Annotated in this window: 27 protein-coding genes; 20 read left to right on the top strand and 7 right to left on the bottom strand. The window is 61.4% G+C overall.

Translation table 11 applies throughout. From position 1 onward, the window contains the following. Nucleotides 1–102 precede the first annotated feature (102 nt). From F3Y30_RS24000 to pqqE, 7 genes are all read left to right on the top strand, one after another. Nucleotides 103–627: a c-type cytochrome, methanol metabolism-related gene (locus tag F3Y30_RS24000; RefSeq protein ID WP_203426801.1), complete on the top strand. Its 525-nt coding sequence runs from the start codon at nt 103–105 to the stop codon at nt 625–627. Between the two features lies 1 nt (nt 628). Then, entirely contained in the window at nt 629–1492 is an 864-nt protein-coding gene (locus tag F3Y30_RS23995) for a substrate-binding domain-containing protein (protein WP_203426800.1), read from the top strand. Between the two features lie 39 nt (nt 1493–1531). Further along, nucleotides 1532–2089 (top strand): PQQ-dependent catabolism-associated CXXCW motif protein, encoded by a 558-nt coding sequence (locus tag F3Y30_RS23990; RefSeq protein ID WP_203426799.1) that lies wholly within the window; start codon nt 1532–1534, stop codon nt 2087–2089. A 235-nt stretch (nt 2090–2324) separates the two neighbouring features. After that, complete coding sequence (gene pqqB, locus F3Y30_RS23985) at nt 2325–3263, top strand: pyrroloquinoline quinone biosynthesis protein PqqB (protein WP_203426798.1); 939 nt, start codon at nt 2325–2327, stop codon at nt 3261–3263. Continuing rightward, nucleotides 3260–4015: a pyrroloquinoline-quinone synthase PqqC gene (pqqC, locus tag F3Y30_RS23980; protein ID WP_203426797.1), complete on the top strand. Its 756-nt coding sequence runs from the start codon at nt 3260–3262 to the stop codon at nt 4013–4015. The genes pqqB and pqqC overlap by 4 nt, the downstream gene beginning before the upstream one ends. Beyond that, nucleotides 4015–4311, top strand: a complete 297-nt coding sequence (pqqD, locus tag F3Y30_RS23975; RefSeq protein ID WP_203426796.1) for a pyrroloquinoline quinone biosynthesis peptide chaperone PqqD — start codon at nt 4015–4017, stop codon at nt 4309–4311. The genes pqqC and pqqD overlap by 1 nt, the downstream gene beginning before the upstream one ends. Continuing rightward, nucleotides 4308–5408: a pyrroloquinoline quinone biosynthesis protein PqqE gene (gene pqqE / locus F3Y30_RS23970; protein ID WP_203426795.1), complete on the top strand. Its 1101-nt coding sequence runs from the start codon at nt 4308–4310 to the stop codon at nt 5406–5408. The genes pqqD and pqqE overlap by 4 nt, the downstream gene beginning before the upstream one ends. 287 nt (nt 5409–5695) lie before the next feature. Here pqqE and F3Y30_RS23965 read toward each other — a convergent pair whose 3' ends face one another. The 3 genes from F3Y30_RS23965 to F3Y30_RS23955 are packed head-to-tail and all read right to left on the bottom strand — an operon-like array spanning nt 5696 to nt 7342. After that, nucleotides 5696–6109 (bottom strand): DUF2177 family protein, encoded by a 414-nt coding sequence (locus F3Y30_RS23965; RefSeq protein ID WP_203426794.1) that lies wholly within the window; start codon nt 6107–6109, stop codon nt 5696–5698. A 37-nt stretch (nt 6110–6146) separates the two neighbouring features. Beyond that, nucleotides 6147–6812, bottom strand: coding sequence for a ChrR family anti-sigma-E factor (locus tag F3Y30_RS23960; protein WP_203426793.1), 666 nt, complete (start codon nt 6810–6812; stop codon nt 6147–6149). Beyond that, the gene (locus F3Y30_RS23955; protein WP_246753085.1) at nt 6809–7342 is read right to left on the bottom strand and encodes a sigma-70 family RNA polymerase sigma factor; all 534 of its coding nucleotides are present in this window, start codon (nt 7340–7342) and stop codon (nt 6809–6811) included. Before F3Y30_RS23955 ends, F3Y30_RS23960 begins: the two co-directional genes overlap by 4 nt. Before the next feature lie 264 nt (nt 7343–7606). Between F3Y30_RS23955 and F3Y30_RS23950 the strand changes: the two genes are divergently transcribed. From F3Y30_RS23950 to F3Y30_RS23940, 3 genes are read left to right on the top strand one after another with little or no spacing between them, the layout of a single operon-like run. Continuing rightward, the gene (locus F3Y30_RS23950; protein WP_203426791.1) at nt 7607–8965 is read left to right on the top strand and encodes an FAD-dependent oxidoreductase; all 1359 of its coding nucleotides are present in this window, start codon (nt 7607–7609) and stop codon (nt 8963–8965) included. Continuing rightward, nucleotides 8962–9771: a DUF1365 family protein gene (locus F3Y30_RS23945; RefSeq protein ID WP_203426790.1), complete on the top strand. Its 810-nt coding sequence runs from the start codon at nt 8962–8964 to the stop codon at nt 9769–9771. Before F3Y30_RS23950 ends, F3Y30_RS23945 begins: the two co-directional genes overlap by 4 nt. Then, on the top strand, nt 9758–10975 hold the full coding sequence (locus F3Y30_RS23940) for a cyclopropane-fatty-acyl-phospholipid synthase family protein (RefSeq protein WP_203426789.1): 1218 nt from the start codon (nt 9758–9760) through the stop codon (nt 10973–10975). Before F3Y30_RS23945 ends, F3Y30_RS23940 begins: the two co-directional genes overlap by 14 nt. A gap of 31 nt (nt 10976–11006) precedes the next feature. Here the strand turns inward: F3Y30_RS23940 and F3Y30_RS23935 are convergent, their stop codons facing one another. The 4 genes from F3Y30_RS23935 to F3Y30_RS23920 all read right to left on the bottom strand — a co-directional run bounded on the left by F3Y30_RS23935 (nt 11007) and on the right by F3Y30_RS23920 (nt 13735). Further along, nucleotides 11007–11795, bottom strand: a complete 789-nt coding sequence (locus F3Y30_RS23935; protein WP_246753015.1) for an SDR family NAD(P)-dependent oxidoreductase — start codon at nt 11793–11795, stop codon at nt 11007–11009. A 141-nt stretch (nt 11796–11936) separates the two neighbouring features. After that, the gene (locus F3Y30_RS23930; RefSeq protein ID WP_203426787.1) at nt 11937–12449 is read right to left on the bottom strand and encodes a DUF3833 family protein; all 513 of its coding nucleotides are present in this window, start codon (nt 12447–12449) and stop codon (nt 11937–11939) included. A 168-nt stretch (nt 12450–12617) separates the two neighbouring features. Then, the gene (locus tag F3Y30_RS23925) at nt 12618–13001 is read right to left on the bottom strand and encodes a hypothetical protein (RefSeq protein ID WP_246753014.1); all 384 of its coding nucleotides are present in this window, start codon (nt 12999–13001) and stop codon (nt 12618–12620) included. A 290-nt stretch (nt 13002–13291) separates the two neighbouring features. Next, nucleotides 13292–13735: a DUF1810 domain-containing protein gene (locus F3Y30_RS23920; RefSeq protein ID WP_203426785.1), complete on the bottom strand. Its 444-nt coding sequence runs from the start codon at nt 13733–13735 to the stop codon at nt 13292–13294. A 454-nt stretch (nt 13736–14189) separates the two neighbouring features. Between F3Y30_RS23920 and F3Y30_RS23915 the strand changes: the two genes are divergently transcribed. From F3Y30_RS23915 to F3Y30_RS23870, 10 genes are all read left to right on the top strand, one after another. Continuing rightward, nucleotides 14190–14792 (top strand): amino acid synthesis family protein, encoded by a 603-nt coding sequence (locus F3Y30_RS23915; protein WP_203426784.1) that lies wholly within the window; start codon nt 14190–14192, stop codon nt 14790–14792. Nucleotides 14793–14808: 16 nt separating this feature from the next. Beyond that, the gene (locus tag F3Y30_RS23910; protein WP_203426783.1) at nt 14809–15654 is read left to right on the top strand and encodes an alpha/beta fold hydrolase; all 846 of its coding nucleotides are present in this window, start codon (nt 14809–14811) and stop codon (nt 15652–15654) included. After that, complete coding sequence (locus tag F3Y30_RS23905; RefSeq protein WP_203426782.1) at nt 15651–16583, top strand: flavin reductase family protein; 933 nt, start codon at nt 15651–15653, stop codon at nt 16581–16583. Before F3Y30_RS23910 ends, F3Y30_RS23905 begins: the two co-directional genes overlap by 4 nt. Continuing rightward, nucleotides 16580–17620, top strand: coding sequence for an LLM class flavin-dependent oxidoreductase (locus tag F3Y30_RS23900; protein WP_203426781.1), 1041 nt, complete (start codon nt 16580–16582; stop codon nt 17618–17620). The genes F3Y30_RS23905 and F3Y30_RS23900 overlap by 4 nt, the downstream gene beginning before the upstream one ends. A gap of 5 nt (nt 17621–17625) precedes the next feature. Then, a complete protein-coding gene (locus F3Y30_RS23895; protein WP_203426780.1) occupies nt 17626–19092 on the top strand; it encodes an aldehyde dehydrogenase in 1467 nt (488 codons plus the stop codon). 5 nt (nt 19093–19097) lie between these two features. Further along, a complete protein-coding gene (locus tag F3Y30_RS23890) occupies nt 19098–19427 on the top strand; it encodes an NIPSNAP family protein (protein ID WP_203426779.1) in 330 nt (109 codons plus the stop codon). A gap of 109 nt (nt 19428–19536) precedes the next feature. Further along, nucleotides 19537–20547, top strand: coding sequence for an ABC transporter substrate-binding protein (locus F3Y30_RS23885; RefSeq protein WP_203426778.1), 1011 nt, complete (start codon nt 19537–19539; stop codon nt 20545–20547). A 69-nt stretch (nt 20548–20616) separates the two neighbouring features. Beyond that, complete coding sequence (locus F3Y30_RS23880) at nt 20617–21492, top strand: ABC transporter permease (RefSeq protein WP_203426777.1); 876 nt, start codon at nt 20617–20619, stop codon at nt 21490–21492. Nucleotide 21493: 1 nt separating this feature from the next. Further along, nucleotides 21494–22294: an ABC transporter permease gene (locus F3Y30_RS23875; RefSeq protein ID WP_203426776.1), complete on the top strand. Its 801-nt coding sequence runs from the start codon at nt 21494–21496 to the stop codon at nt 22292–22294. Continuing rightward, nucleotides 22291–23373, top strand: coding sequence for an ABC transporter ATP-binding protein (locus F3Y30_RS23870; RefSeq protein ID WP_203426775.1), 1083 nt, complete (start codon nt 22291–22293; stop codon nt 23371–23373). The genes F3Y30_RS23875 and F3Y30_RS23870 overlap by 4 nt, the downstream gene beginning before the upstream one ends. Nucleotides 23374–23484 lie beyond the last annotated feature (111 nt).

The following is a 23484-nucleotide window of genomic DNA, read 5'->3' as shown; positions in this document are numbered from 1 at the left end:
CCAGCGACCGGGTTTGTCGTTTCCGCAACCTTGCACCTGTCGTCCGCCACCTGTGCAGTGGTGCGGTCAGTGCTGTTCATGTGAATGGAACACGAGGTCCTGATGCCTGTTACTCTGAAATCTTTTACCGCTGCCATTGTGATTACGCTCCTGGGGAGCACGGCAATTGCCAACGCCGACGACAAGGCAGCGGCAGCCGTGGCCTCCAACGAGAATGGAAAATATTTTGACGCCGAAGGCTCGCCGACATTCCACATCAAGGATGACGGGACGGTCGACTGGTATACTTTCAGCGGCTTCCGCCGTTTCAATTCGGAATGTCACGTCTGTCACGGGGCCGATGGTTCCGGATCGTCTTTCGCGCCGAACCTGACGAAATCGTTGGAGACGTTGAGCTACGGCGACTTCCTCTCGATCGTTGCCGAAGGCCGCAAGAATTTCAGCGCAGGCAAGGAAAACGTGATGCCCGCCTTTGGCGAGAACAAGAACGTCTACTGTTATCTGGATGACATCTACGTCTACCTGCGCGCTCGCTCGGTCGGGGATCTTGGCCGCGGACGTCCGGCCAAGAAGGAAGACAAGCCGGCGGCGGCGAAGGAGCAGGAAGCATCCTGCATGGGAGGCTGACATGCAGGCAGGTCGTCTCCGTGGCCGCAGATGGGCCGCGGCGTGCCTGGTCGCCGTAATAGCGGCATTGCCGTCGTGGTGCTTCGCACAAGGGGCCGGACTCGGCGCAGCAGGGGAACTGGTTGACCCCGACGTGCTGCGCGTCTGTGCCGACCCGTCCAACATGCCGTTCAGCGACGAGAACGGGAAGGGCTTCGAGAACAAGCTGGCCGATTTGGTGGCGGCCAAGACTGGACGGAAGTCGGTTGCCTATACCTGGTATCCGATGGCGACGGGCTTCGTGCGCAATACACTGCGTGCCAATCGTTGCGATGTCATCATTGGGTACGCGGCAGGCGACGAGTTGGTGCAGAACACCAATGCCTACTACACCTCGACCTATGTCATCGCCTACAAGAAGGACGCGGGACTGGACGGGCTGGACACTCTGGAGGACAAGCGCCTCAAGGGCAGGAGGATCGGGCTGGTGGCCGGAACTCCCCCAGCTGTCAACATCGCCAACGCCGGACTGATGCGGAACGTTCACCCCTATCCGCTGATGGTTGACACCCGGCTCGCGCCGTCAATGGCCGAGGTGATGCTCAAGGACCTCAAGAGTGGTAACATAGACGTTGCTGTCCTTTGGGGCCCGATGGCCGGGTTCTACGCACAGGAGGTCGATCCCGATCTGGTTGTGGTGCCTCTCGTGAAGGAGAAGGCGGGGCACATGTCCTATCGCATCACCATGGGTGTTCGTCCTTCCGACCAGGAATGGAAGCGGACGCTGAACAAGGTGATCAAGGAGAACCAGTCCGAGATCAACAAGATACTCCTTGGGTATCATGTGCCGCTGCTCGATGGAGCCGGGAAGCAGATAACGGAATAGGCAGACTTTCAAAGGTCTTAGTGGAGACTAGTCGTTGCTATGAAGGGAAGGAATTTCGTTTCGGGTCTTCTGAGCATACTCGTCCTGACCTGGGATGGAATGGTCTTTGCCGCCGATGTGGTTCCCGAGCCCGATGGATTCCGAACAGAGAACTATCGGGCGAGTATTCCTGCAACGTTGAAGGGTGCCACCGTCATATCGACGGAGGAGGCGAGCGCGCTGTGGCGCGAGAAGGGCGCCTTGTTCGTTGACGTGCTTCCCCACGATCCGAAGCCCGCCAAGCTTCCGGCGGGCACGATCTGGAAGGAGAAGATCAGGGAGGACATCCCGGGCAGTGTCTGGCTTGCCAATGTGGGCTACGGCATCCTCAACAAGGAAACGGAATCCTATTTCGAAGAGGGGCTGAGAAGTCACGCAGGGGATGACAAGAACACGAAAATTGTGTTCTACTGCATGAACAACTGCTGGATGTCGTGGAATGCCGCCAAGAGGGCTGTCGCCTGGGGGTACACGTCCGTTCTTTGGTATCCCTTGGGGACGGACGGCTGGACGGAGGCAGGGCTACCCACCACACGCAACGTGCCATTCGAGTTCTAAGTCTTGCGCCGCATTGGCGCTCGTAGCCGGAAGAAGGTCAAAGAGGTGACCTTCGGCAGGAAGGAGGAGTAGATGAAGAAAACCTGGACAAAACCGACCATGTGCACGGTTTCGGTTGGGATGGAAATGTCCCGTTACCGTTCCGCTGAACTGGAAGTGAAGAAGTAGCCGAATGGCATCGCCCTGTGCGCCGGTCGCACGGGGCGGTGTTCTGCCGTTGATGGGGCGAGATTTCATGCATTTGAAAATAGTCGGCTCTGCAGCGGGCGGCGGCTTCCCCCAGTGGAACTGCAACTACCGGCTCAGCAGGGCCGCGCGTAATGGCGAAAGCGGTTTCAGGGCGCGGACCCAGTCGAGCTTGGCTGCGTCCGCAAACGGCAGGGATTGGATTCTCTTCAACGCATCGCCGGATATCAGGGAGCAGATTGCCGCAACGCCTGAATTGCAGCCTTTCCCGGACGGTCCCTTGCGCGGGTCGCCAATCCAGGCGGTAGTCCTGACCAATGCCGACGTGGACCACATCGCCGGCCTGCTCAGCCTGCGCGAGCGGCAGCCTTTCGTCATCTATGGCACGCAGCGCGTGCTGGATGTCATCGACAGCAACACCATCTTCAATGTGCTGGACCGGAGCGTCGTTTCCCGTCGTGTGCTCCCGCTCAATGTGCCCACCGAGATTTGCGACTGGCGGGGCGAGCCTACTTCGGTCGTTGTCGAGGCCTTTCCCGTACCCGGAAAGATCGCGCTGTTCCTTGAAGATCAGGAACGGGCGCAAGACGGATTTGGGACGGAGATCGGCGACACTATCGGGCTTCGCGTTTCATCCCGGGATGATCGCCGCAGTGCGTTTTATATTCCAGGCTGTGCCGGCATCGATAAAGCCCTGCGGGAACGTCTTGCCGATGCGGCGTGCCTGCTCTTCGACGGAACCGTCTACACCGATGAGGAGATGCTGACAGCGGGTGTCGGGCAGAAGACCGGCAAGCGGATGGGGCACCTCCATATCTCGGGTGCCGACGGATCCATGGCAGCGCTCGCCCAAGTGGCGATCGCGCGCCGCATCTATGTCCACATCAACAACACGAATCCGATCCTTGACGAGGAGGCGGCGGAAGCTGCGGTCGTGAGGGCCAATGGTTGGGAGATCGGCTATGACGGGATGGAGATAAGTCTTTGAGTGAATTTGCAGACGCGGCCAGAAACGGATTGACGCCAGCGGCGCTGGAGGCCGTGCTGCGGGAAGTGGGGGCCGCACGTTATCACAACCGACACCCGCTCCATCACAAGATGACGGCGGGAGCGCTCACCAAGGGGCAATTGCAGGCCTGGGCCCTGAACAGATACTGTTACCAGGCGGTGATCCCGCGCAAGGACGCGATGATCATCGCACGCTCCGAGGATCCGGAGTTTCGTGCAGAGTGGCGCAAGCGCATCGAGGACCACGACGGATCGACCGGATGGGATGGAGGCATCGCGCGCTGGCTGAAGCTCGCAGTCGGGCTGGGCCTGGATGCCGATCTGGTGAAGGGCGAACGTCTGGCGCTCCCCTCAACGCGGTTTGCCGTCGGCGCCTACCTGTCCTTCTGCACCAACCGGAGCCTGCTGGAGAGCGTTGCCTCGTCGCTGACAGAACTGTTCTCGCCCGTCATCATCGGCGAACGCGTTCCTGCGATGCTGGCCAAATACAGCTACGTGACCTCTGACATTCTCGAATACTTCGCGCCGCGGCCCAAGCAGGCCTCTCGCGATTCAGAATTTGCCCTCGCCTATGTGCTGCAGCACGCGACGGATCCGCAGAAACAGCAAGCCGTCATCGATGCGCTCGTCTTCAAATGCGATGTGCTGTGGGCTATGCTGGATGCTCTCGAGCGGGCCTACGGAGAGGGCGGCGGCATACCGCCCGGAGCTTTCGTCCCGGAGGCGACGTGATGGAAACAAGTCGCCAGCGTGCCATTTTGTCGGCGCAGTCGAAGCCAGCCCTGAAACGTCATGCGCGGCTGCATTTCGACACCGTGCGCGGAGCATGGGCTCTGCTCTCTCCGGAACTCGTCTTCTGGCCGAACGAGGTCAGCCTCGATATCCTGCGACTGTGCGACGGACAGCGTACGACGACCCAGATCGTGGATGAACTCGCCGGACAATATGAAGCGCCGGCGGAGGAGATCGCCCCCGATGTCGAGCAGTTCCTGCAGGAATGGTCCGACCGATTTCTGGTGACGCTATGAGTGAGGAGCTTCTTCCCCCAATAGGCATGCTGGCGGAGTTGACGCATCGCTGTCCGCTGCAGTGTGCCTACTGTTCCAACCCGCTCGAACTGATGAAGGCCAACCGCGAGCTTTCGACGGAAGCATGGCTCTCTTTGTTCAACGAGGCGGCCGACCTTGGCGTCCTGCAGATCCATCTATCGGGCGGCGAGCCCACATTGCGGCCGGATCTCGAACAGCTGATCGCCGGGCTTGCGCACCGGGGTGTTTACACAAACCTGATTACGGCAGGTGTCAGCCTGTCGGCCGAACGGATCAGGGCCTTCCGCGATGCCGGGCTCGACCACGTCCAGTTGAGCATCCAGGGTGCCAACCCAAGGACGACCGAGAAGATCGGCAACTATCGAGGAGCTCATGAAAAGAAGCTCGAAACGGCGCGGCATGTCCGGGAAGCCGGCCTTCCCCTGACGATCAACGCGCCGATCCATCGCCACAACATCGCCGAGGTGCCCGCCTTCATCGAGCTTGCGCTGGAGGTCGGCGCGGAACGCCTCGAGATCGCCAACGTGCAGTATGCCGGCTGGGCGCTTCTCAATCGCAATGCTCTCCTGCCTGATCGCGAGGCAGTCGACAGTCAGGTCAGGATCGTGGAGGAGGCACGGGAGAGGCTGCGCGGCATTCTCACGATCGATTTCGTGGCGCCTGACTATTTCGCGATCTATCCAAAGCCGTGCATGGGTGGCTGGGCGCGGGACGCGTTCATGGTGGCTCCGGACGGAACGGCGCTGCCGTGCCACGCCGCGGGCACCATCCCATCCCTGCATTTCGAGCGTTACGGGGATTGGAGCCTGCACGACATCTGGCACGATTCTCCCTCCTTCAAGGCTTTCCGTGGCACCGACTGGATGTTGGAACCCTGCAAGAGCTGCGACCGTCAGGAGATCGACTGGGGCGGATGTCGGTGTCAGGCCATGGCGATTGCGGGCAATGCCGCAGCGACGGACCCCGCCTGTATCAAGTCTCCGCTGCATGCCCGCATGGCGCTTCTGATCGGGGAGGCGGCAGCCACAAGACCTGCCGATGCTGACGACTTCCGGTACAGGCGCATCGGGCGCTGATGGCTCGTCTCGCAGCTGCGCCAGAGCTACTGTCTTGATAGTAAGCCGGGGTTGAGCGGTCTCCATCTCTTGGGCGAGCTGGAGGCGCAAGACTGCAACAATCCGGTCGCCGTGGCTTCGGTCAGCGGGTTATTCACCAACGTTGCCTTGCGGTCGCAGCGGTGGGCAACCTGCTCAAGCCGCCGAAATAGGAAGACCTGTCATGGGCGATCGCTGACGGCATCGGGGCGCCTTAGGGTCAGTAGAGCGATCACGTGCACATACCTGCCTATGCTCGCACCCGCCGGTCAGAGGGTTGACCTGCCCACATACCAGATGCCGGCCGAATAACCGACGGTCGCCGCAAGCGAGGTCAGCATCGCACCCCACAGCATGTCCACCAGGCTCACCGTCAGGGACCAGTTCTTCAGCGTGGCAAGGTTGGTCATGTCGTAGGTGCCATAGGCAATGAGCCCCAGCAGGGCGCCGCCAACCATGGCGTTCATCCAGTTTCCGCCATGAAGCGCAGGCGCGACCACGAAATAGACGATCCCGGCGACATAGAAGAGATAGAACAAACCGGCGGCGGCGAAGTTCGGCTCGTCAAGGAGCAGGTCGCCTATGCGACTCTTGTAGAATTCAGGTGCGACCTTGGAGAGCCAGACGAAATCGATCCCGAAAAAGACAATGGCTGTCGCGACATAGGAGACGGCGTAGATCATTCTCGATTGCGCCCCCGATCGCAGTCTCGCGGCGCGCTCATATGCCGAGCGCCGGCTGAACGAGGCGCAGCAGCCAGCTGCGGAACTTCAGCGGAGCGTCGGTCACGGCAAGGCAGATGCAGTCTTCATCCGGTGTCGCGACCGGCTGGTGGGTGACGCTGGCATCCGCTTCCTCGAGATCTCCGCGGGCAAACAGGTTGTTCCCGTCATAGAAGCTGCCGCTCAGCACGAGCGTCAGTTCCCGGCCTCCATGACTGTGCTCGGGTACGGGCTTGCCTGCCGGTATGCGCAGCAGCCGTACCTTCGTCTCCCCATCAGCCGTGGGGATCGCAATGTGATAAGCGCCGCGACCGAGCGGTCTCCACTTCAGGGAGGACGCATCGCCACCGAGGTAGGAGCGCAACGGCTCCGGGAGTATCGCAGTGGCATCGGCCGGGGTTGTGGCAGGGCCCGGTTCGCCCGACCGACCTTGTTGGCCGGTTGTGATCCTGTCCTTCATCTGCTCCCAGGACAGTTCCGTCGCGGGCTCGGGTACGATGCCTTCCAGCAACTGGCCTGCAGCCTTCTCCATCAGGTTCAGCCGGCCACGGCACTCCGGGCAAAGCGCCAGGTGGGAGGCGACGGCGAGACTCCAGCCTTCGGCAAGATCGCCGGCGGCGTAGCTGAGCAGCAGTTCATCGCTCACGTGATGGCGGATATTCATGATCTCTCCTCCAGTGCGGCGCGCAGCCTGGAGAAGGCGAGGCGAATACGTGATTTGACGGTTCCCAGGGGAATGTTCAGCGCTTCGGCGATGGCGCTGTGGGAGCATTCCTGAAAGAAAGAGAGTTTCAGCAGTTCGAGCTGTTCCTGCGGCAATCCTTCCATGGCGTGCCGCAGCCGTTCGGCCTCCTGCATTCCCTCGAACACGGCGTCAGCCTGAGGAACTTCGCCTGGGACGAAAGCGGGGTCGTTGGGGTCGAATTCCGGACGCCTGTCCCTGCGGTATGTGTCGATGCGCAGATTGCGGGCAATGGTGAATATCCAGGTGGAGACGTTCCCGCGGCTGGGTTCGAATTGTGCGGCTTTGTTCCAGACCACCATCATGGTTTCCTGCATAAGCTCCTCGGCGGCATGACTATCGCCCGCCAGGCGCGCCATGTAGGCCTTCACCCTCGGTCCATAGTACTTGAACAGGGCTTCGAATGCCTCGATGTCCCTGTCGCGCCCGACGGCAGCAAGGAGCGCATACATCTCGTCTTTCTGCAGGTCCTGCACCGTTTCGCCCACGCCAGTATGCTTCGTTTCGCCATTGCGCCGTACCCGAGCCATCGGTCGCGGAGCGGGGACCGGACAGTTGTGGCACACGGGCGCCGACATTGGAACAACGGTGGACATGTTCGCAACTACGGCACGATTCCAATGCCGGATCACCATTGTCTAGAATTTTGCATCGCGATCAATCCGCAGGCGTCCTGCTGCCGTATTGCATGCAAAGACTGGACAGGATTTCGATTAATGCGTGTTGAGATGAATTTCGATAAGGCTGCGGGGCAGCGCCAGGTTGCGGTGATCGGCAGCGGTATTTCCGGCCTCGCGGCGGCGTGGCTCCTCGCCAAGAACATGAGCGTCACGATCTACGAGGCAGATGCCCGCCTGGGCGGCCACGCCAATACCTTTCTCGTGCCGACGGCCACCGGGAACCAGCCGGTGGACACCGGATTCATCGTCTACAACGACAGAAACTACCCGAACCTCGTCGCTCTTTTCGATCACCTCGATGTGCCCACACGCGCCTCCGACATGTCGTTCGCGGCCTCGCTCGACGGCGGAGCATTCGAATATTCCGGCTCCGGCATCAGGGGATTGCTCGGGCAGCGGACCAACGTCATGCGGCCCCGCTTCTGGCGGATGCTCTCCGACATCAGGCGCTTCTATCGCGAGGCGTCCGCCTTGCTCGAGCGACAGGATCTCGCCTCTGTAGGCCTCGGGATATATCTCTATCGCAACGGCTATGGAGCGACATTCGTGGAGGACCATCTTCTGCCGATGGGGGCAGCGATCTGGTCGACCACTGCACGGGAGATACAGGCCTACCCGCTGCACGCTTTCATACGGTTCTTCGAGAGCCATGGACTGCTGACTCTCTCCGATCGTCCGAAATGGCGCACGGTTAAGGGTGGCAGCCGGGAATATGTGAACCGGCTGATACGGGATTTTTCCGGATCGGTTCGTCTCAGAAGTGCGGTCCGTTCAGTGCGTCGCGCGGCCGGAACAGTGGAGGTGACTGACTGCCACGGCCACACCGACACGTTTACCGATGTCGTCATCGCGACCCATGCAGATCAGGCTTTGGCGATACTGGCCGATGCCGACGGGCAGGAGCGTCACCTGCTTGGCGCCTTCCGCTACACGAACAACACCGCCGTGCTGCATTCAGACGAGAACCTCATGCCCCGGCGCCGAAAAACATGGGCAAGTTGGAACTACATCGGCGAACCGGCGCGGGCCGAGGAGCATCAACTGTGCGTCACCTACTGGATGAACCGGCTGCAGGGGATCGATCCCGCCAATCCCCTGTTCGTCACACTCAATCCCGTCAGGCAGATTGCGCCGGAACGGACCATTGCCTCGTTCGACTACACACACCCGCTCTTCGACCTCAAGGCCTTGTCCGCGCAAAAAGAGCTGTGGCGGCTACAGGGGCGAAACGGAACCTGGTTCTGCGGAGCGCACTTCGGAAGCGGCTTCCATGAAGATGGCGTTCAGGCGGGGCTCGCGGTTGCCGAAAGCCTCGGCGGAGTGCGGCGTCCTTGGACGGTTGCTGACGAATCGGGTCGGATCCATGTGGGGCCAGCACTGGTGGCGGCAGAATGAGCGGCGTTTCAGCGATCTATGTCGGCAGAGTCATGCACGCACGGCACCGGCCGCGACGGCATGCGCTGAACTATCGTGTCTTCTCGCTTCTCCTGGACCTGGACGAACTGCCGGAACTCGACAACGGCATGCGTTTTTTCGGATACAACCGATGGGCCGTGTTCAGCTTCTGGGACAAGGATCATGGCAATGGCAGGCCCAGGGAACTGAGGAACTGGATCCACCAGCAGCTGCTGGCGGCCGAGATCGCGATCGAGGACATCACGGTCCGGATCGTCTGCTACCCGCGTATCCTCGGCTATGTTTTCAATCCGTTGACCGTCTACTTCTGCCATGGGCCGGATGGCGCGCTGCGGGCGATCCTCTACGAGGTCTGCAACACGTTTCGCGAGCGCCATACCTATGTCATTCCCGTTAAGGGGCATGAAGGTGAAACGATCCGGCAGTCCTGCGTAAAGGAGCTCTATGTCTCGCCTTTCGTCCCTATGGGCTGCCGCTACAATTTTCGGATCGAGCCGCCGGGCGACCGGGTGCTGATCGGGATACAGGAAACGGACGCGGAGGGGTTGCTGCTCGTCGCGACCTTCAGCGGCAGCCGTCGCGAGCTTTCGGATCGGCGACTGCTCAGGACCTTCATCCAGTATCCCCTGATGACGCTCAAGGTCATGGCCGGAATTCACTGGGAGGCGTTTCGCCTCTGGGCCAAGGGAAATCCCGTTTACAGGCATCGGCCTGCCCGCGATCCGGTGTCGACCACCATCGTTGCAACCCAGACTTCGGAAGTGCCGCAGCATGAGCCAAGCTGAGCAAGACGCTCCCTTCTTTGTCACCCCCCGCAAGAACCTCTGGCAGCACATCATGTGCCGCTGGGCCGACAGCATGGAAAGCGGACAGATCCTGCTGCAATTCCCGGACGGGCGGGAACACGTGGCGCGCGGAACGGCCCGGGGACCGTCTGCGCAGCTTCGACTTCACAACTCCCGCCCCTTCTTCCGTCTATTGACCGGCGGCAGCCTCGGCTTCTCGAAGTCATATGTCGATGGCGACTGGGACACGCCGGATATCGGGGCGGTCCTCGAACTTGCGCTCTCCAACGAAACGTCCTGGCGCTCGCTTCTCGCGGCTTCCCGTGCCGTGGGCAGGCTCGCCTATCTGCGTCACTGCCTTCGCCGTAATTCGCCATCGGGAAGCCGGCGCAATATCGCGTTCCACTACGACCTTGGAAACGACTTCTACCGCGAGTGGCTCGACGACACGATGACCTACTCCTCGGCGCTCTACGCCCATCCCGACCAGCCGCTCGCCGAGGCTCAGGCGGCCAAATACGAGCGGATTATCCGGGAGCTGAAGATAGGTCCTGACGACCATGTCCTCGAAATCGGCTGCGGCTGGGGCGGTTTCATGGAGCACGCCATCCGCCAGACAGGTTGCCGCGCGACCGGGCTGACATTGTCCCTGGAGCAGGCAAACTACGCTCGCGAACGCCTCAGGAGATCCGGGCTCTCGGCCAAGGCGGAAGTCCGCCTGCAGGACTACCGGGATTGCGGGGGGCAGTTCACGAAAATCGTCTCGATCGAGATGTTCGAGGCCGTCGGTGAAGAGAACTGGCCGATCTATTTCAATCGCCTGCGCGAGCTCCTGGCCCCCGAGGGACGGGCGATGATCCAGGTGATCACAATCGCCGAGGACCGCTTCGACCACTACCGGCGGAATGCCGACTTCATCCAGACCTACATCTTCCCGGGCGGCATGCTGCCGTCGCCGACGGTCTTCCGGGAGAAGGCGGATGCATCGGGTCTTCGGGTCAGGGACCTGCTGCGCTTCGGCACGCACTATGACAGGACGCTCATGGCCTGGGAGCAGGCGTTCGTGGCGAAATGGCAGCGGATCAGGGCGCTCGGATTCGATGAGCGGTTTCACCGCATGTGGCGTTACTATCTCCACTATTGCGCTATCGGGTTCCGTCTGGGCAGGATAGACGTCGTCCAGTTCCATCTCTCACGTGACTGAACGACCGGGCGCCGATCGCGCCACCTCTCGCTCATTCGCCCTCGCGCATCATGCGGGCGGTAATGGCGAAGCGCACGCGGTCGGGAAGCGCTCGCAGGAGCTTCATCGCGACCTTCATTCGCCAGGGAAACACGATCTCGAACCTGCCGCCGCGCAGCCTCCTGGCGATATGGTCGGCGGCCTGGGTTGCCGAAATGAGGAACGGCATGGGGAAGTCGTTTTTCCGCGTCAGCGGCGTATCGACAAAGCCCGGGTTGATCACGCTGAGCCGGACACCGCGGGCCTTCAGTTGCGGATAAAGCGCCTGGCACATGTTGATGAGCGCAGCCTTTGTCGCACCATAGCCGGCAGCGCCCGGAAGCCCCGTGTAGCCAGAGACGGAAGCCATCACCGCGATGTGGCCGCATCGGCGCGAGGTCATGCGTCGAACGATCGCCTCCAGGCAATTCACGGTGCCCATGATGTTCAGTTCGACCATCTCGCGGATGACTTGGGCTTCGAAAGTCATCGCGGTCTCACGCTTGTATGTGCCGGCTGCGAAGACGGCGAGCGTGACTTCTCCGAGTTCGCCCTCTATCGCGGAGAGCGTTGCGTGCACCGCTCCGCGGTCCCCAACGTCCAGCGGAAAGGCTCTGATGTTGCCTGGCATTTCCGCGACGAGCATCTCCAGCGCCGACCCGGTGCGGGCGCTGGCCGCGATTGTCCATCCGTCGCGCGCCAGACGGATTGCCAGCGCGCGGCCGATGCCGGAGCTTGCTCCCGTTATCCAGGCGATCCTGTTTCGGTCGCTTTTCGCAGACGAATGTTCGGAACTGTTCACGAGCGATCTCACCGTTGCTGTTGTCACCATTGCGATACGAAGGCGTGGTGGCGACGGTTCAGTGGGGAAGGGGCGTGTGATGCGGCGATGCCAGTCCGGCACGCCAATCGCATATGGTGCTGATCTGTATTTGCATGCGCCTCATGGACGCCTGAATTCGACACGGGTCCAGGCAACGGGCAAACCGATCTTAGTGATCCAGGCTGTATTGAGCACCGTGCCGTCCGAATTCAGGGTCATGGTGTCATGGAAACGGACCTTGTTCTTCCTCTCTCCGGGATCGAGATAGACGAGGTAGCTGAAGCGGGCGACGTTGGCATCGATGCGGACGTGAGTCTGGCCGACAACGTCTTCGCGAGTGCCAGTATATCTTCCCGGGCCGGTCCTCACGAAGCGCCATGTCTTGCGGTCGCGCTCGCCGTCGTCGAACACGAAATCTTCCCTGAGGGCGAGCGTTTTGCCGTCCCACTTGCCGTGGAGCGTCACCGTGAAGTCGCGCTTTACGCCGTTGATCGCCCGGAAGTGGCCGCGGGCGATGGTTCTGCCGGCGAACTGTTCCTCAAGCCTGAGCTCGCTGGCGGCCTCAGCCCGCGAAATTGATGGCATCGATCCGGCCAAGATGAGTGCCGCAAAAATGGTTGCGAGAATTCGCATTTCTCTTCCTCCGATGCTCGCCGGATGAAAGAGGCCGGGGCCACTGGCGCGCCCGACACATCATCCGTTCAGGCCGGTCATTGCCGATAGATCTGCCTTGCCGTGCGACGCAAGGGAGCGCGTCGAGCGGACGCCCGGGGCCCGCCGACGCTCATCGGCCGGTTGCGTTCATAGCGAGGGGCCAATGCGCGCCGTTCCCGTCTTTCCGTCGTTGCGCAGCCATCGGAGGCGCGTGGAACCGATCGGGTAGAGTTCGAAGCACATGGGTTTGCCCCGGTACCATGTCCGGAATTTCTGGCAGAGCCGGTCGCCCTTGATCCACCACGTGCCGGAGTCCCTTGGCTTTGCGAACCGACCGAGCCCGAGTGCCTCGCCCGAACCGTCAACGGTCCCGCCGGAGCGATAGTTGAGAGGAAACTCGCCGCCGAATGGCGCCGCGAGATAGATCCGTTTTCCGACGATCCTTTCGCGGATGTCCGTTTCCGAAAAGCGTTGTCCATTCGCGTGCGCTGTCGTGCAGGCGAATAGGGAGATCAGAACTGCGACGAACATGGGCATGGTGATCCTCGCCGTGCCTGCCAAGGCGAAGGCTTCGTTTCCTTCATCGTGTTGACCTTCATACGGCGCCGGCAGGCTTTCGGATCTTTTGCTTCGGCTGTCGGACGACGGATTTGTCCCGCCCGTACGCAATTGGTATCGATCGGGTGGATCGGCGTCCGGGACGATCTGATATTCCGGAGTGGCTGCGCGAAAAGGCTCGGCAGCCGCAAGGAAGCGCCGGGCGGGACCGACCTCACCGTTGGCGCTCCATCAGGGCTGCATGTTCGCGCAGGATCCCGTTCTCACGGGTTGCCTGTCTCGCCTTCGAGGATTGCCAGCGTCCTTGGATCCGGCTTCCCTTCGTAGAAGCGCGAAAGGGCTTTCAGGAACAGGCTGGGATCATCGGCCACTGAGGCAAAGAGTGTGAGCGAGGATCTGAGCTTTCGGTCGTCCGGCGATCCAAGGATTTCGTACGCCGACTTCTCGGGTATCGAAAGCATGGCCAGGATGCATTGTTCAAGCCTTCGCCCGAGCTCGGGGTCCTCCAGGTAGGCCCTGGCTTCGCCGGCGGAGCGAATGGCGTAGTGCTGCGCCGTCGGCGACAGGCCGAGGCCGGCCATCTGCGGAAATACAAACCACATCCAGTGCGTTTGCTTGCGCCCGGCCTGCAGTTCGCTCAGCGCCTGTTGGAAGACGTGCGCCTGTGCGTCGTGGAAACGGGATAGATCGTGGACTGGCGGCGACATGGATCACGGACCATGGAGTGTCTGGGGCGGCGGACTATAGCACGGCAGCGTGGTTGCAGCATGGGGTGCGCCCGTCGGCGTGCAAGGTCTAGCCTCGTGGTCTATGTCGTCTCTCCCACGCGAACGTGGGCCGGCGCACGCCCCATTGTCCCTTCCAGCATCCAGGTTAACCCGTGCAAGACGAGGCGAGCCAACTGTGAGGGCTCTCGACTCGGGCCGCGGTTGTTCACCTTGACATCGGTTTGAAGGCGATATGATGGCATGCCATATTCAGTAATATATTGATCTTTTGAATGAACGTAGCACGTGGGCATCTCAGAAGCCAGACGTAACAAATTGAAAAGAAGTAACAAACGTAATTTGAGGAACCCTTGGCTCAAGTGATTGAAGAAAGGTTCTTGACAGTTTAATATTATGGCATACCATCATACCTAACATGAAATTGAGGTGTGAGATGACCATCGAAATCCGCAAGACGCTGTTGCAGATCGAAACGACGCTGATCGAGGGCGGGAAGGCGGCTCCGACGCCACTGAAGCTCTATTCGGCCTTTGCCGTCGTGAAGAACCCCTGGGCGGGTCGCGGCTTCATCGAGGACCTCAAGCCGGAAATACATGCGGCGGCGCCGGTGCTTGGCGAGCTTCTGACCGGCATGATCATCGACGCGGTCGGCTCGGGCGAGGCTGTGGAAGCCTATGGCAAGGCGGCCGTCGTTGGCCTCAGCGGCGAGATCGAACATGCCTCCGCGCTCATCCATACGCTGCGCTTCGGCAATCACTATAGAAATGCGGTGGGTGCCAAGTCCTATCTTGCCTTCTGCAATACGAGGGGTCCGGCAAACGCACCGATCATGATCCCGCTGATGGACAAGAACGACGAGGGGCGCCGATCGCACTACCTGACCATCCAGACGGCTATTCCTGATGCCCCGGCTGCAGACGAGATAGTCGTCGCACTTGGCGCTTCAGTCGGCGGCCGTCCGCACCATCGCATTGGCGACCGGTATCAGGATCTGAAGGATCTCGGCCAGAACGTCTCGAATCCCGCAGGCATCTAAAGAGAGGCGCGGTTCGATGTTCACGGTCGGTACGACATCTTCGGACGCCAGCGAGCAAGCGTCAGACGGCGCATTTGAACGCTTGAGAACTTCCGGTGGCGCCGCTTACCACGAAGCGGGAAGCGGCGAGCCGCTCGTGCTGATCCACGGCGTAGGCATGCGGCTGGAAGCATGGGCACCGCAGATAGACGTGTTCGCGAAAACCCATCGCGTGATCGCCGTCGACATGCCGGGGCATGGCGAGAGTGACAAGCTGCACAGAGGTGCAGACCTGGAAGCGTTCGTCGGGTGGTTCGGCGGGTTTCTCGATGACATCGGTCTCGCTAGGGCGAATGTCGCCGGTCATTCCATGGGTGCGCTGATTGCCGGCGGTGCAGCGGCAACTTTCGGGAGGCGCGTCGCCCGGGTTGCCTATCTCAACGGCGTATACTGTCGTGATTCGGAGGCAAAGGCAGCCGTGTTGGCCCGGGCGGCGGCGATCCGCACCACTGGCGTGGATCGGGAAGGGCCGCTCCTTCGCTGGTTCGGAGACGATCCGCAAAGCGACATTGCCCGTCAGCTGACGCGAGGCTGGCTGGAAATGGTCGATCCGGAGGGATATGCGATTGCCTATGCGGCCTTTGCCGGTGGTGATGCGACCTATGCCGCCCGCTGGCCTGAGGTGGAATGCCCGGCGCTCTTCCTGACCGGTGCCGACGATCCCAATTCGACACCGTCGATGGCGGAGCAGATGGCAGACCTTGCGCCGAATGGCTGGGTCCGCATCGTCGATGGCCATCGCCATATGGTCAATCTTACCGCCCCGCAGATCGTCAATGCGTTGATGGCGGAGTGGCTGGCAACGGAGGAGAAGCCGGAATGACTGAAGCTATCGATCCCCGCGCCCTGCGCGATGCCTTCGGTGCCTTTGCGACCGGTGTCACGGTCGTGACCGCCCGAGACGAAGCCGGAAAACCGATCGGGTTCACGGCAAACTCCTTCACTTCGGTTTCGCTCGATCCGCCGCTGCTCCTCGTTTGCCTGGCGCGGACGTCCCGCAATTTCGCGATCATGACGAGTACCCCGCGATTTGCCGTCAACATTCTCTCCGAACTGCAGAAGGACGTGTCGAACACCTTCGCCCGACCGGTCGAGGACCGGTTTGCAGCGGTCAATTGGAGAGCCGCGCCCGGTGGCTCCCCAGTCTTCTCCGATGTCGCCGCGTGGTTCGAGTGCACCATGGAGGAGGTAATCGATGCTGGGGATCATGTGATCCTCTTGGGACGGATCGGAGCCTTCGAAAACAGCGGGCTCAATGGTCTCGGATACGCCCGAGGGGGCTATTTCACACCGACTCTTGCCGGGAAGGCCGTATCGGCGGCGGCAGAAGGTGAAATCCGCCTCGGGGCAGTCCTCGAAAGGCATGGATCGGTGTTCTTGCTCGGCGATCAGACCTTTTCTCTTCCGGGCTGCGCCCTCGAAGGTGGCGACCCCGCAAAGACGCTTTCTGCCTATCTGGAGGAACTCACCGGGCTCACCGCGAGCATCGGCTTCCTTTATTCTGTCTACGAGGGCAAGAGCGATGGCCGCCAGCATGTCGTCTATCATGCGCTCGCCGGAGAGGGAGAACCGCTGAACGGACGGTTCCTGGACCGGGCGGAGATCGCCAACGCGTCGTTCGACACCAGCGCGACCGCCGACATCGTCAATCGCTTCGCACTGGAGAGCTCGATCGGCAACTTCGGTGTGTATTTCGGCAATGAGACAGCCGGCAAGGTTCATCCCATTGCCAAGAAGGGGGCCAGCGCATGAAATTCTCTCTCTTTGTCCACATGGAGCGCCTAGACGCGTCGCAGGATCACAAGACGCTCTATGAGGAGTTCGTCACACTGTGCGAAATCGCGGACAGGGGCGGAATGCATGCCATCTGGACAGGTGAGCATCACGGCATGGATTTCACCATCGCGCCGAACCCGTTCGTGACGATCGCCGATCTGGCCCGCCGGACCAAGACGGCGCGGCTGGGGACCGGTACGGTGATCGCGCCGTTCTGGCACCCGATCAAGTTGGCCGGCGAAGCGGCGATGACCGACCTCATTTGCGATGGCCGTCTCGATATCGGCATCGCACGCGGCGCTTACTCCTTTGAGTACGAGCGGCTTCTGCCGGGGCTCGACGCCTGGGGCGCGGGGCAGCGGATGCGCGAATTGATCCCCGCGGTCAAGGGCGTTTGGGCAGGCGACTATGCCCACGATGGAGAGTTCTTCAAGTTTCCCTCTACCACTTCAGCGCCGAAGCCTCTGCAGCAGCCTCATCCGCCCATCTGGGTCGCGGCGAGAGACCCGAACTCCCACGACTTCGCCGTCGCCAACGACTGCAACGTGCAAGTGACGCCACTCTGGCAGGGCGACGACGAGGTCGAGACCCTGATGGGGCGCTTCAACGATGCCTGCACCAGGAATCCGGACAAGGCGCGGCCGAAGATCATGCTCCTGCGCCATACCTATGTGGGATCCGACGAGGTCGACATCGAACAGGCCGCCCACGAGATGAGCGTCTACTACAACTACTTCTTTGCCTGGTTCAAGAACGAGAAGCCGATCCGGCAAGGGCTGATCGAACGAATACCGGAGGCCGACATTGCTGCAAACGCGATGCTTTCGGACGAGGTCATGCGCCGGAACAACGTCGTCGGCAACGCGAGCGAGGTCATCCAACGCCTCAAGACTTACGAGGCCATGGGCTATGACGAGTATTCGTTCTGGATCGACACGGGCATGAGCTTCGAGCGGAAGAAGGCCTCCCTCGAGCGCTTCATTGCCGACGTCATGCCGGCATTTTCGGAGTAGAAACGATGCGTCGCTTCCAGTGCTATATCGACGGGCGATTTGAGGACGGCGAGGCGCGTTTTGCCAGTCTCGACCCGGCGACGGGCGCTCCCTGGGCCGAGATGCCGGAAAGCGGTGAGGCGGATGTCGCCCGCGCCGTCGAAGCCGCGCACCGGGCGCTCTACGTGGATACCGTGTGGTCGAAGCTGACGGCCACCCAACGCGGCAAGTTGCTCTACAGGCTCGCCGAGCTCGTCGCGGAAAACGCCGGAACGCTGGCCGAACTGGAAACGCGCGATACCGGCAAGATCATTCGGGAAACGTCGGCGCAGATCGCCTACGTCGCCGACTACTACCGCTACTATGCCGGGCTTGCAGACAAGATCGAGGGGGCCTACCTGCCGATCGACAAGCCGGACATGGAGGTATGGCTCAGGCGCGAACCGGTGGGTGTTGTCGCGGCCATCGTGCCTTGGAACAGCCAGCTCTTCCTGGCCGCAGTCAAGATCGGCCCGGCGCTTGCCGCCGGCTGCACCATCGTCGTCAAGGCGTCGGAGGACGGCCCGGCACCGCTTCTCGAGTTTGCACGGCTGGTGCACGAGGCGGGCTTTCCGCCAGGTGTCGTCAATGTCGTCACCGGCTTTGGCGCGTCCTGCGGCACGGCGCTCACCACGCATCCGAAGGTGGCCCATATCGCTTTCACGGGTGGCCCGGAAACCGCTCGTCATATCGTGCGCAATTCTGCAGAGAACCTTGCCTCCACGTCGCTGGAGCTAGGCGGAAAGTCACCGATCCTGGTCTTTGCCGATGCCGATCTCGAGAGCGCCGCCAATGCCCAGGTCGCCGGCATCTTCGCGGCGACCGGTCAGAGTTGTGTCGCCGGCTCCCGCCTGATCATTGAAAGAACCGTGAAGGATCGCTTTCTCGCGATCCTCAAGGCAAAGGCGGAAGCGATCCGCATCGGCTCCCCGCTCGACATGGCGACGGAAGTCGGACCGCTCGCAACTGACCGCCAGCGCAAGCACATCGCGTCGCTCGTCTCGGCCTCGGTCGAGAAGGGGGCCCGGATCGTCACGGGTGGCAATAGCGTCGAAGGCGAAGGTTTCTTCTATCGCCCGACGATCCTCGATTGCGACGGCATCCGCTCGCCATCCATGGAGAAGGAATTCTTCGGTCCCGTCCTCTCGGTCGTCTCTTTCGAAACCGAGGCCGAAGCGATCGCGCTCGCCAACGACACCGTCTATGGCCTTGCTTCCGGTGTCTTCACGCAAAACCTCACGCGGGCCCATCGCCTGATGAAGACCATCCGCGCCGGCATCGTCTGGGTCAACACCTATCGCGCCGTTTCTCCGATCGCGCCCTTCGGCGGATTCGGGTTGTCCGGTGATGGCCGAGAGGGAGGTCTTGCTGCCGCGCTCGACTACACGCGTACGAAAACCGTCTGGTTGAGGACGTCGGACGACCCCATTCCCGATCCCTTCGTGATGCGGTGAGGCCGATGTTCTACGAGATCCGTACCTACCGGCTGAAGAATGGCGCCATTCCCGCCTACCTCAAGGTGGTCGAGGAGGAGGGAATAGCCATACAGAAGAGCCATCTCGGCGAACTCGTCGGCTATTTCTCTTCCGAAATCGGCCCCATCAACGAGATCGTCCACATATGGGCCTTCTCCAGTCTCGACGACCGGGATGCACGCCGTCAGCGCCTCGCAGCCGATCCGTCCTGGCAGGCGTTTCTGCCGAAGATCCGGGACATCATCGAAACCGCCGAAAACAAGATCATGAAACCGGCACCCTTCTCACCCGCGGGAGGAACTCGACCCGCCTGAGAATGCGCCGTTCTTATCGAGGGGCAGCCCTCCGCGGCCTTCCCGAAAGGGAGACCGCACTCCACTGCAAGACTGCAAGAACAGTAAGCCAAAAATGGAGCATGGGAACATGAGCAAGCTATTCACGATCGCGACGATTGCAGCACTCGTTGGCGTGGGAAGCCAGGCCAGCGCTGCTGACATGGTTTTCACGAGCTGGGGCGGCACCACGCAGGATGTCCAGAAGGCCGCCTGGGCGGACAAGTTCAGTAGCCAGGAAGGCGTCAACATCATCCAGGATGGTCCTACCGACTACGGTAAGATCAAAGCCATGGTGGAAGCCGGCGGGGTGACATGGGATGTCATAGACGTGGAAGGCGACTATGCCGTCCAGGCCGGCAACAACGGACTGCTCGAAAAGCTTGATTTCTCGGTGATCGACAAGACCAAGCTCGATCCGCGCTTCGTGACCGACTATTCTGTCGGCAGCTTCTACTATTCGTTCGTCATCGGCTGCAACAAGGATGTCGTCGACGCCTGCCCCAAGACATGGGCCGATCTCTTCGACACGGCGAAGTTCCCGGGCAAGCGCACCTTCTACAAATGGTCGGCGCCGGGGGTAATCGAGGCCGCCTTGCTTGCCGATGGTGTGGCGCCGGACAAGCTCTATCCGCTCGATCTCGACCGGGCTTTCAAAAAGCTCGATACCATCAAGTCGGACATCATCTGGTGGTCCGCGGGCGCACAGTCCCAGCAACTGTTGGCCTCCGCCGAGGCGCCATTCGGCTCCTTCTGGAACGGACGTCTGACGGCACTGGCGGAATCCGGTGTCACCGTCGAGACATCCTGGGAACAGAACATCACCGCTGCGGACGTCCTCGTCGTGCCCAAGGGCGCGAAGAACAAGGATACGGCGATGAAGTTCATCGCGTTCGCGACATCGCCCGAGGCACAGGCCGAGATGGCCAAGGGTACAGGCTATGCCCCGACGAACGTCGACTCCTCCAAGCTGATGGACCCCGAGCTCGCCAAGACGTTGCCCGACCAGCAGACCGCTTCCCAGATCAATGCCGACATGAGCTACTGGGCCGAGCATCGGGATGAAATCGGCGAGCGCTGGTACGCCTGGCAGGCAAAGTAACCGGGCGGCGCGGGTGCCGGACCGGCCCCGCGCACCATCCCTGCACAGTCGATACGAAAGGGGGCCGGCATGGTTTCGCTGACCGACACTGCATCCTATACCCGAGGTAGGCGTCGCCCGCTGTTGCGGCTGGGAAACTTCGGCCTGACCCTGCCGGCGCTGTTGCTGATCATCGTGTTCTTCGTGCTGCCCGTTCTGGCGCTCCTGGTGCGAAGCGTGACGGAACCCGTCTTCGGGCTCGGCAACTATGCCGAACTTCTCGGCAGCGCGACCTATCTGAAGATCTTCTTCAACACCTTCGTCGTCTCGGGCGTGGTCACGATCGTTTCGCTCGCAATCGGCTTCCCGGTCGCCTGGACGCTTGCGATCATGCCGTCGCGTCTCGCCTCCATCGTCTTCGCCATCCTGCTTCTGTCCATGTGGACGAACCTTCTTGCCCGCACCTATGCCTGGATGGTTCTCCTGCAGCGAACCGGTCTGATCAACAAGACGTTGATCGCCTTGGGCCTGATCGACAAGCCGCTGCCGCTGGTCAACAACCTGACCGGAGTGACCATCGGCATGACCTACATCATGCTGCCGTTTATCATCATCCCGCTCTACGGCGTGATCCGGAAGATCGATCCGGCAATTCTGCAGGCGGCGGCCCTCTGCGGCGCGACGCGGTGGCAGGCGCTGACCCGCATTCTCATTCCGCTCGCCGCGCCGGGCATGATTTCGGGCGCGCTCATGGTCTTCGTCATGTCGCTCGGCTACTTCGTTACGCCTGCGCTTCTTGGCGGGACCGCAAACATGATGCTGGCCGAACTGATCGCCCAGTTCGTGCAATCGCTGGTCAACTGGGGAATGGGCGGCGCCGCGGCATTGGTGCTGCTTGTCGTCACCCTGACGCTCTACGCAATCCAGCTCAAACTCTTCGGCACGGCCGGGGCAGGGGGGCGCTGATATGCTACTGAACTTTCACAGTCTCGGCAGCTGGAAGTGGCTGCTGCTTGTCGTCACCTTCCTGACTGCCGCGTTCCTGATCCTCCCGATCCTTTTTATCGCGGCGCTGTCGTTCGGCTCCTCGCAATGGCTTATCTTTCCGCCCCCCGGCTGGACGCTCAAATGGTATGCCGACTTCTTCGCCGACCCGCGCTGGCTTGAGGCGGCATGGACCAGCTTCCGCATTGCCATGATGGTGACGGTGTTGTCCGTCCTGATCGGTCTGGTGGCGTCCTTCGGTCTCGTACGCGGTCGCTTCTTGGGGCGGGATGCCCTGCGCGCGCTGTTCATGACGCCAATGATCCTGCCGGTCGTGGTGCTTGCGGTCGCGCTCTATGCCTTCTTCCTGAGGGTCGGACTCAACGGCACGACGACGGGTTTCGTCATCGCGCATCTGATCGTCGCACTGCCGTTCTCCATTCTGGCGCTCACCAGCGCGCTGGAAGGGTTCGATCGCTCTATCGAAAATGCTGCGGTGCTGTGCGGCGCAAGCCCGCTCGAGGCGAAGATCCGCATTACGCTGCCTTCGATCAGCCATGGTCTGTTTTCGGCGGCGATTTTTTCGTTTCTCACCTCGTGGGACGAGGTCGTGCTGGCCATCTTCATGGCGAGCCCGACACTTCAGACCCTTCCCGTCAAAATCTGGTCGACGCTGCGGCAGGACCTGACGCCGGTGATAGCTGCGGCGTCAACGCTCCTCATCGCCGTCACCATCCTGTTGATGCTTATCGTCGCGGCCGTGCGAAAAGGAATGAAATCATGAGCGCTCCCTTCCTCCAGATCCGTGGTATCCGCAAGCAGTACGGACCGGTGGTCGCCGTCCACGATGTCAATCTCGACGTAGAGCGCGGAGAGTTCATGACTTTCCTTGGTCCGTCCGGCTCCGGCAAAAGCACGACGCTCTATATCCTGGCCGGTTTCGAGCAGCCGACCACGGGAGATATGCTGCTGAACGGCGAGAGCCTGCTGTCGACGCCCTCGCACAAGCGCAACATCGGCATGGTGTTCCAGCGCTATACGCTGTTCCCGCATCTGTCGGTGGGAGAGAACATTGCCTTCCCCCTCAAGGTTCGCCGGCGACCGAAGGCGGAGATCACGGAACGCGTCAGGGAAATGCTTCGCCTCGTTCGGCTGGAAGGCTTCGAGGATCGAAAGCCGGCGGAGATGTCCGGCGGGCAGCAGCAGCGCGTCGCGCTCGCAAGGGCGCTGGCCTACGATCCGCCGGTCCTCCTGATGGATGAACCCCTCTCGGCACTCGACAAGAAGCTGCGCGAGGAAATCCAGTTCGAGATCCGGCGCATCCACCAGCAGACCGAGGTCACTATTCTCTACGTCACCCATGACCAGGAGGAGGCCTTGCGTCTCTCCGACAGGATCGCCGTCTTCTCGAAGGGCGTGATCGACCAGATCGGAACCGGACCTGAACTCTATGCGAGCCCCGCGACCCGCTTCGTGGCCGAGTTCATCGGCGACAGTGATTTCATCACCTGCGATCTCCTGTCTGTCGCCGATGGAAAGGCGACGGTTTCTCTCGGCGGCGATATCGTCTTCGATCGCATTCCGATGCACGGACAGGCAGCCCCCGGCAACAAGGCAGCTCTCATGCTGAGGCCCGAGCGCATCCGTCTCTCTCAGGGTGTCGGCAGCACTGGTACAGGTTTCCACGCGATGGTGAACGACATCACCTTCCTTGGAAACAATGTCCATGTCGCCGCTGAAACGGCCGCCGGAGAGGCGCTCGCAGTGCGCCTGCCTTTCGGCCATGCGGCGATCTCAGGGCTCGGCCGTGGCTCGCGCGTTCATCTCGAGTTCGACCCGGCGACCGCACAGGTCTTCTGCTAGAGTATTCTTGCAAAGGAGGAAATCAATCGGATGGAGCGTGCGAGGCGACCCCCGCGTCGCACGCGCAAAAGAAGAGCAGAGGCGTGACCCTGCGGCACGCATCCGCAAGGG

The organism is Sinorhizobium sp. BG8 (assembly GCF_016864555.1).
In the GTDB taxonomy this organism is placed as follows: domain Bacteria; phylum Pseudomonadota; class Alphaproteobacteria; order Rhizobiales; family Rhizobiaceae; genus BG8.
This window is presented reverse-complemented; position numbering and strand designations above follow the sequence as displayed.

Coding starts and splice junctions, on each gene's coding strand:
- F3Y30_RS24000 (WP_203426801.1), top strand. CDS start 103: ATGCCTGTTACTCTGAAATCTTTTACCGCTGCCATTGTGATTACGCTC.
- F3Y30_RS23995 (WP_203426800.1), top strand. CDS start 629: ATGCAGGCAGGTCGTCTCCGTGGCCGCAGATGGGCCGCGGCGTGCCTG.
- F3Y30_RS23990 (WP_203426799.1), top strand. CDS start 1,532: ATGAAGGGAAGGAATTTCGTTTCGGGTCTTCTGAGCATACTCGTCCTG.
- pqqB (WP_203426798.1), top strand. CDS start 2,325: ATGCATTTGAAAATAGTCGGCTCTGCAGCGGGCGGCGGCTTCCCCCAG.
- pqqD (WP_203426796.1), top strand. CDS start 4,015: ATGGAAACAAGTCGCCAGCGTGCCATTTTGTCGGCGCAGTCGAAGCCA.
- pqqE (WP_203426795.1), top strand. CDS start 4,308: ATGAGTGAGGAGCTTCTTCCCCCAATAGGCATGCTGGCGGAGTTGACG.
- F3Y30_RS23965 (WP_203426794.1), bottom strand. CDS start 6,109: ATGATCTACGCCGTCTCCTATGTCGCGACAGCCATTGTCTTTTTCGGG.
- F3Y30_RS23960 (WP_203426793.1), bottom strand. CDS start 6,812: ATGAATATCCGCCATCACGTGAGCGATGAACTGCTGCTCAGCTACGCC.
- F3Y30_RS23955 (WP_246753085.1), bottom strand. CDS start 7,342: ATGTATGCGCTCCTTGCTGCCGTCGGGCGCGACAGGGACATCGAGGCA.
- F3Y30_RS23950 (WP_203426791.1), top strand. CDS start 7,607: ATGCGTGTTGAGATGAATTTCGATAAGGCTGCGGGGCAGCGCCAGGTT.
- F3Y30_RS23945 (WP_203426790.1), top strand. CDS start 8,962: ATGAGCGGCGTTTCAGCGATCTATGTCGGCAGAGTCATGCACGCACGG.
- F3Y30_RS23940 (WP_203426789.1), top strand. CDS start 9,758: ATGAGCCAAGCTGAGCAAGACGCTCCCTTCTTTGTCACCCCCCGCAAG.
- F3Y30_RS23930 (WP_203426787.1), bottom strand. CDS start 12,449: ATGCGAATTCTCGCAACCATTTTTGCGGCACTCATCTTGGCCGGATCG.
- F3Y30_RS23925 (WP_246753014.1), bottom strand. CDS start 13,001: ATGTTCGTCGCAGTTCTGATCTCCCTATTCGCCTGCACGACAGCGCAC.
- F3Y30_RS23920 (WP_203426785.1), bottom strand. CDS start 13,735: ATGTCGCCGCCAGTCCACGATCTATCCCGTTTCCACGACGCACAGGCG.
- F3Y30_RS23915 (WP_203426784.1), top strand. CDS start 14,190: ATGACCATCGAAATCCGCAAGACGCTGTTGCAGATCGAAACGACGCTG.
- F3Y30_RS23910 (WP_203426783.1), top strand. CDS start 14,809: ATGTTCACGGTCGGTACGACATCTTCGGACGCCAGCGAGCAAGCGTCA.
- F3Y30_RS23905 (WP_203426782.1), top strand. CDS start 15,651: ATGACTGAAGCTATCGATCCCCGCGCCCTGCGCGATGCCTTCGGTGCC.
- F3Y30_RS23900 (WP_203426781.1), top strand. CDS start 16,580: ATGAAATTCTCTCTCTTTGTCCACATGGAGCGCCTAGACGCGTCGCAG.
- F3Y30_RS23895 (WP_203426780.1), top strand. CDS start 17,626: ATGCGTCGCTTCCAGTGCTATATCGACGGGCGATTTGAGGACGGCGAG.
- F3Y30_RS23890 (WP_203426779.1), top strand. CDS start 19,098: ATGTTCTACGAGATCCGTACCTACCGGCTGAAGAATGGCGCCATTCCC.
- F3Y30_RS23885 (WP_203426778.1), top strand. CDS start 19,537: ATGAGCAAGCTATTCACGATCGCGACGATTGCAGCACTCGTTGGCGTG.
- F3Y30_RS23880 (WP_203426777.1), top strand. CDS start 20,617: ATGGTTTCGCTGACCGACACTGCATCCTATACCCGAGGTAGGCGTCGC.
- F3Y30_RS23875 (WP_203426776.1), top strand. CDS start 21,494: ATGCTACTGAACTTTCACAGTCTCGGCAGCTGGAAGTGGCTGCTGCTT.
- F3Y30_RS23870 (WP_203426775.1), top strand. CDS start 22,291: ATGAGCGCTCCCTTCCTCCAGATCCGTGGTATCCGCAAGCAGTACGGA.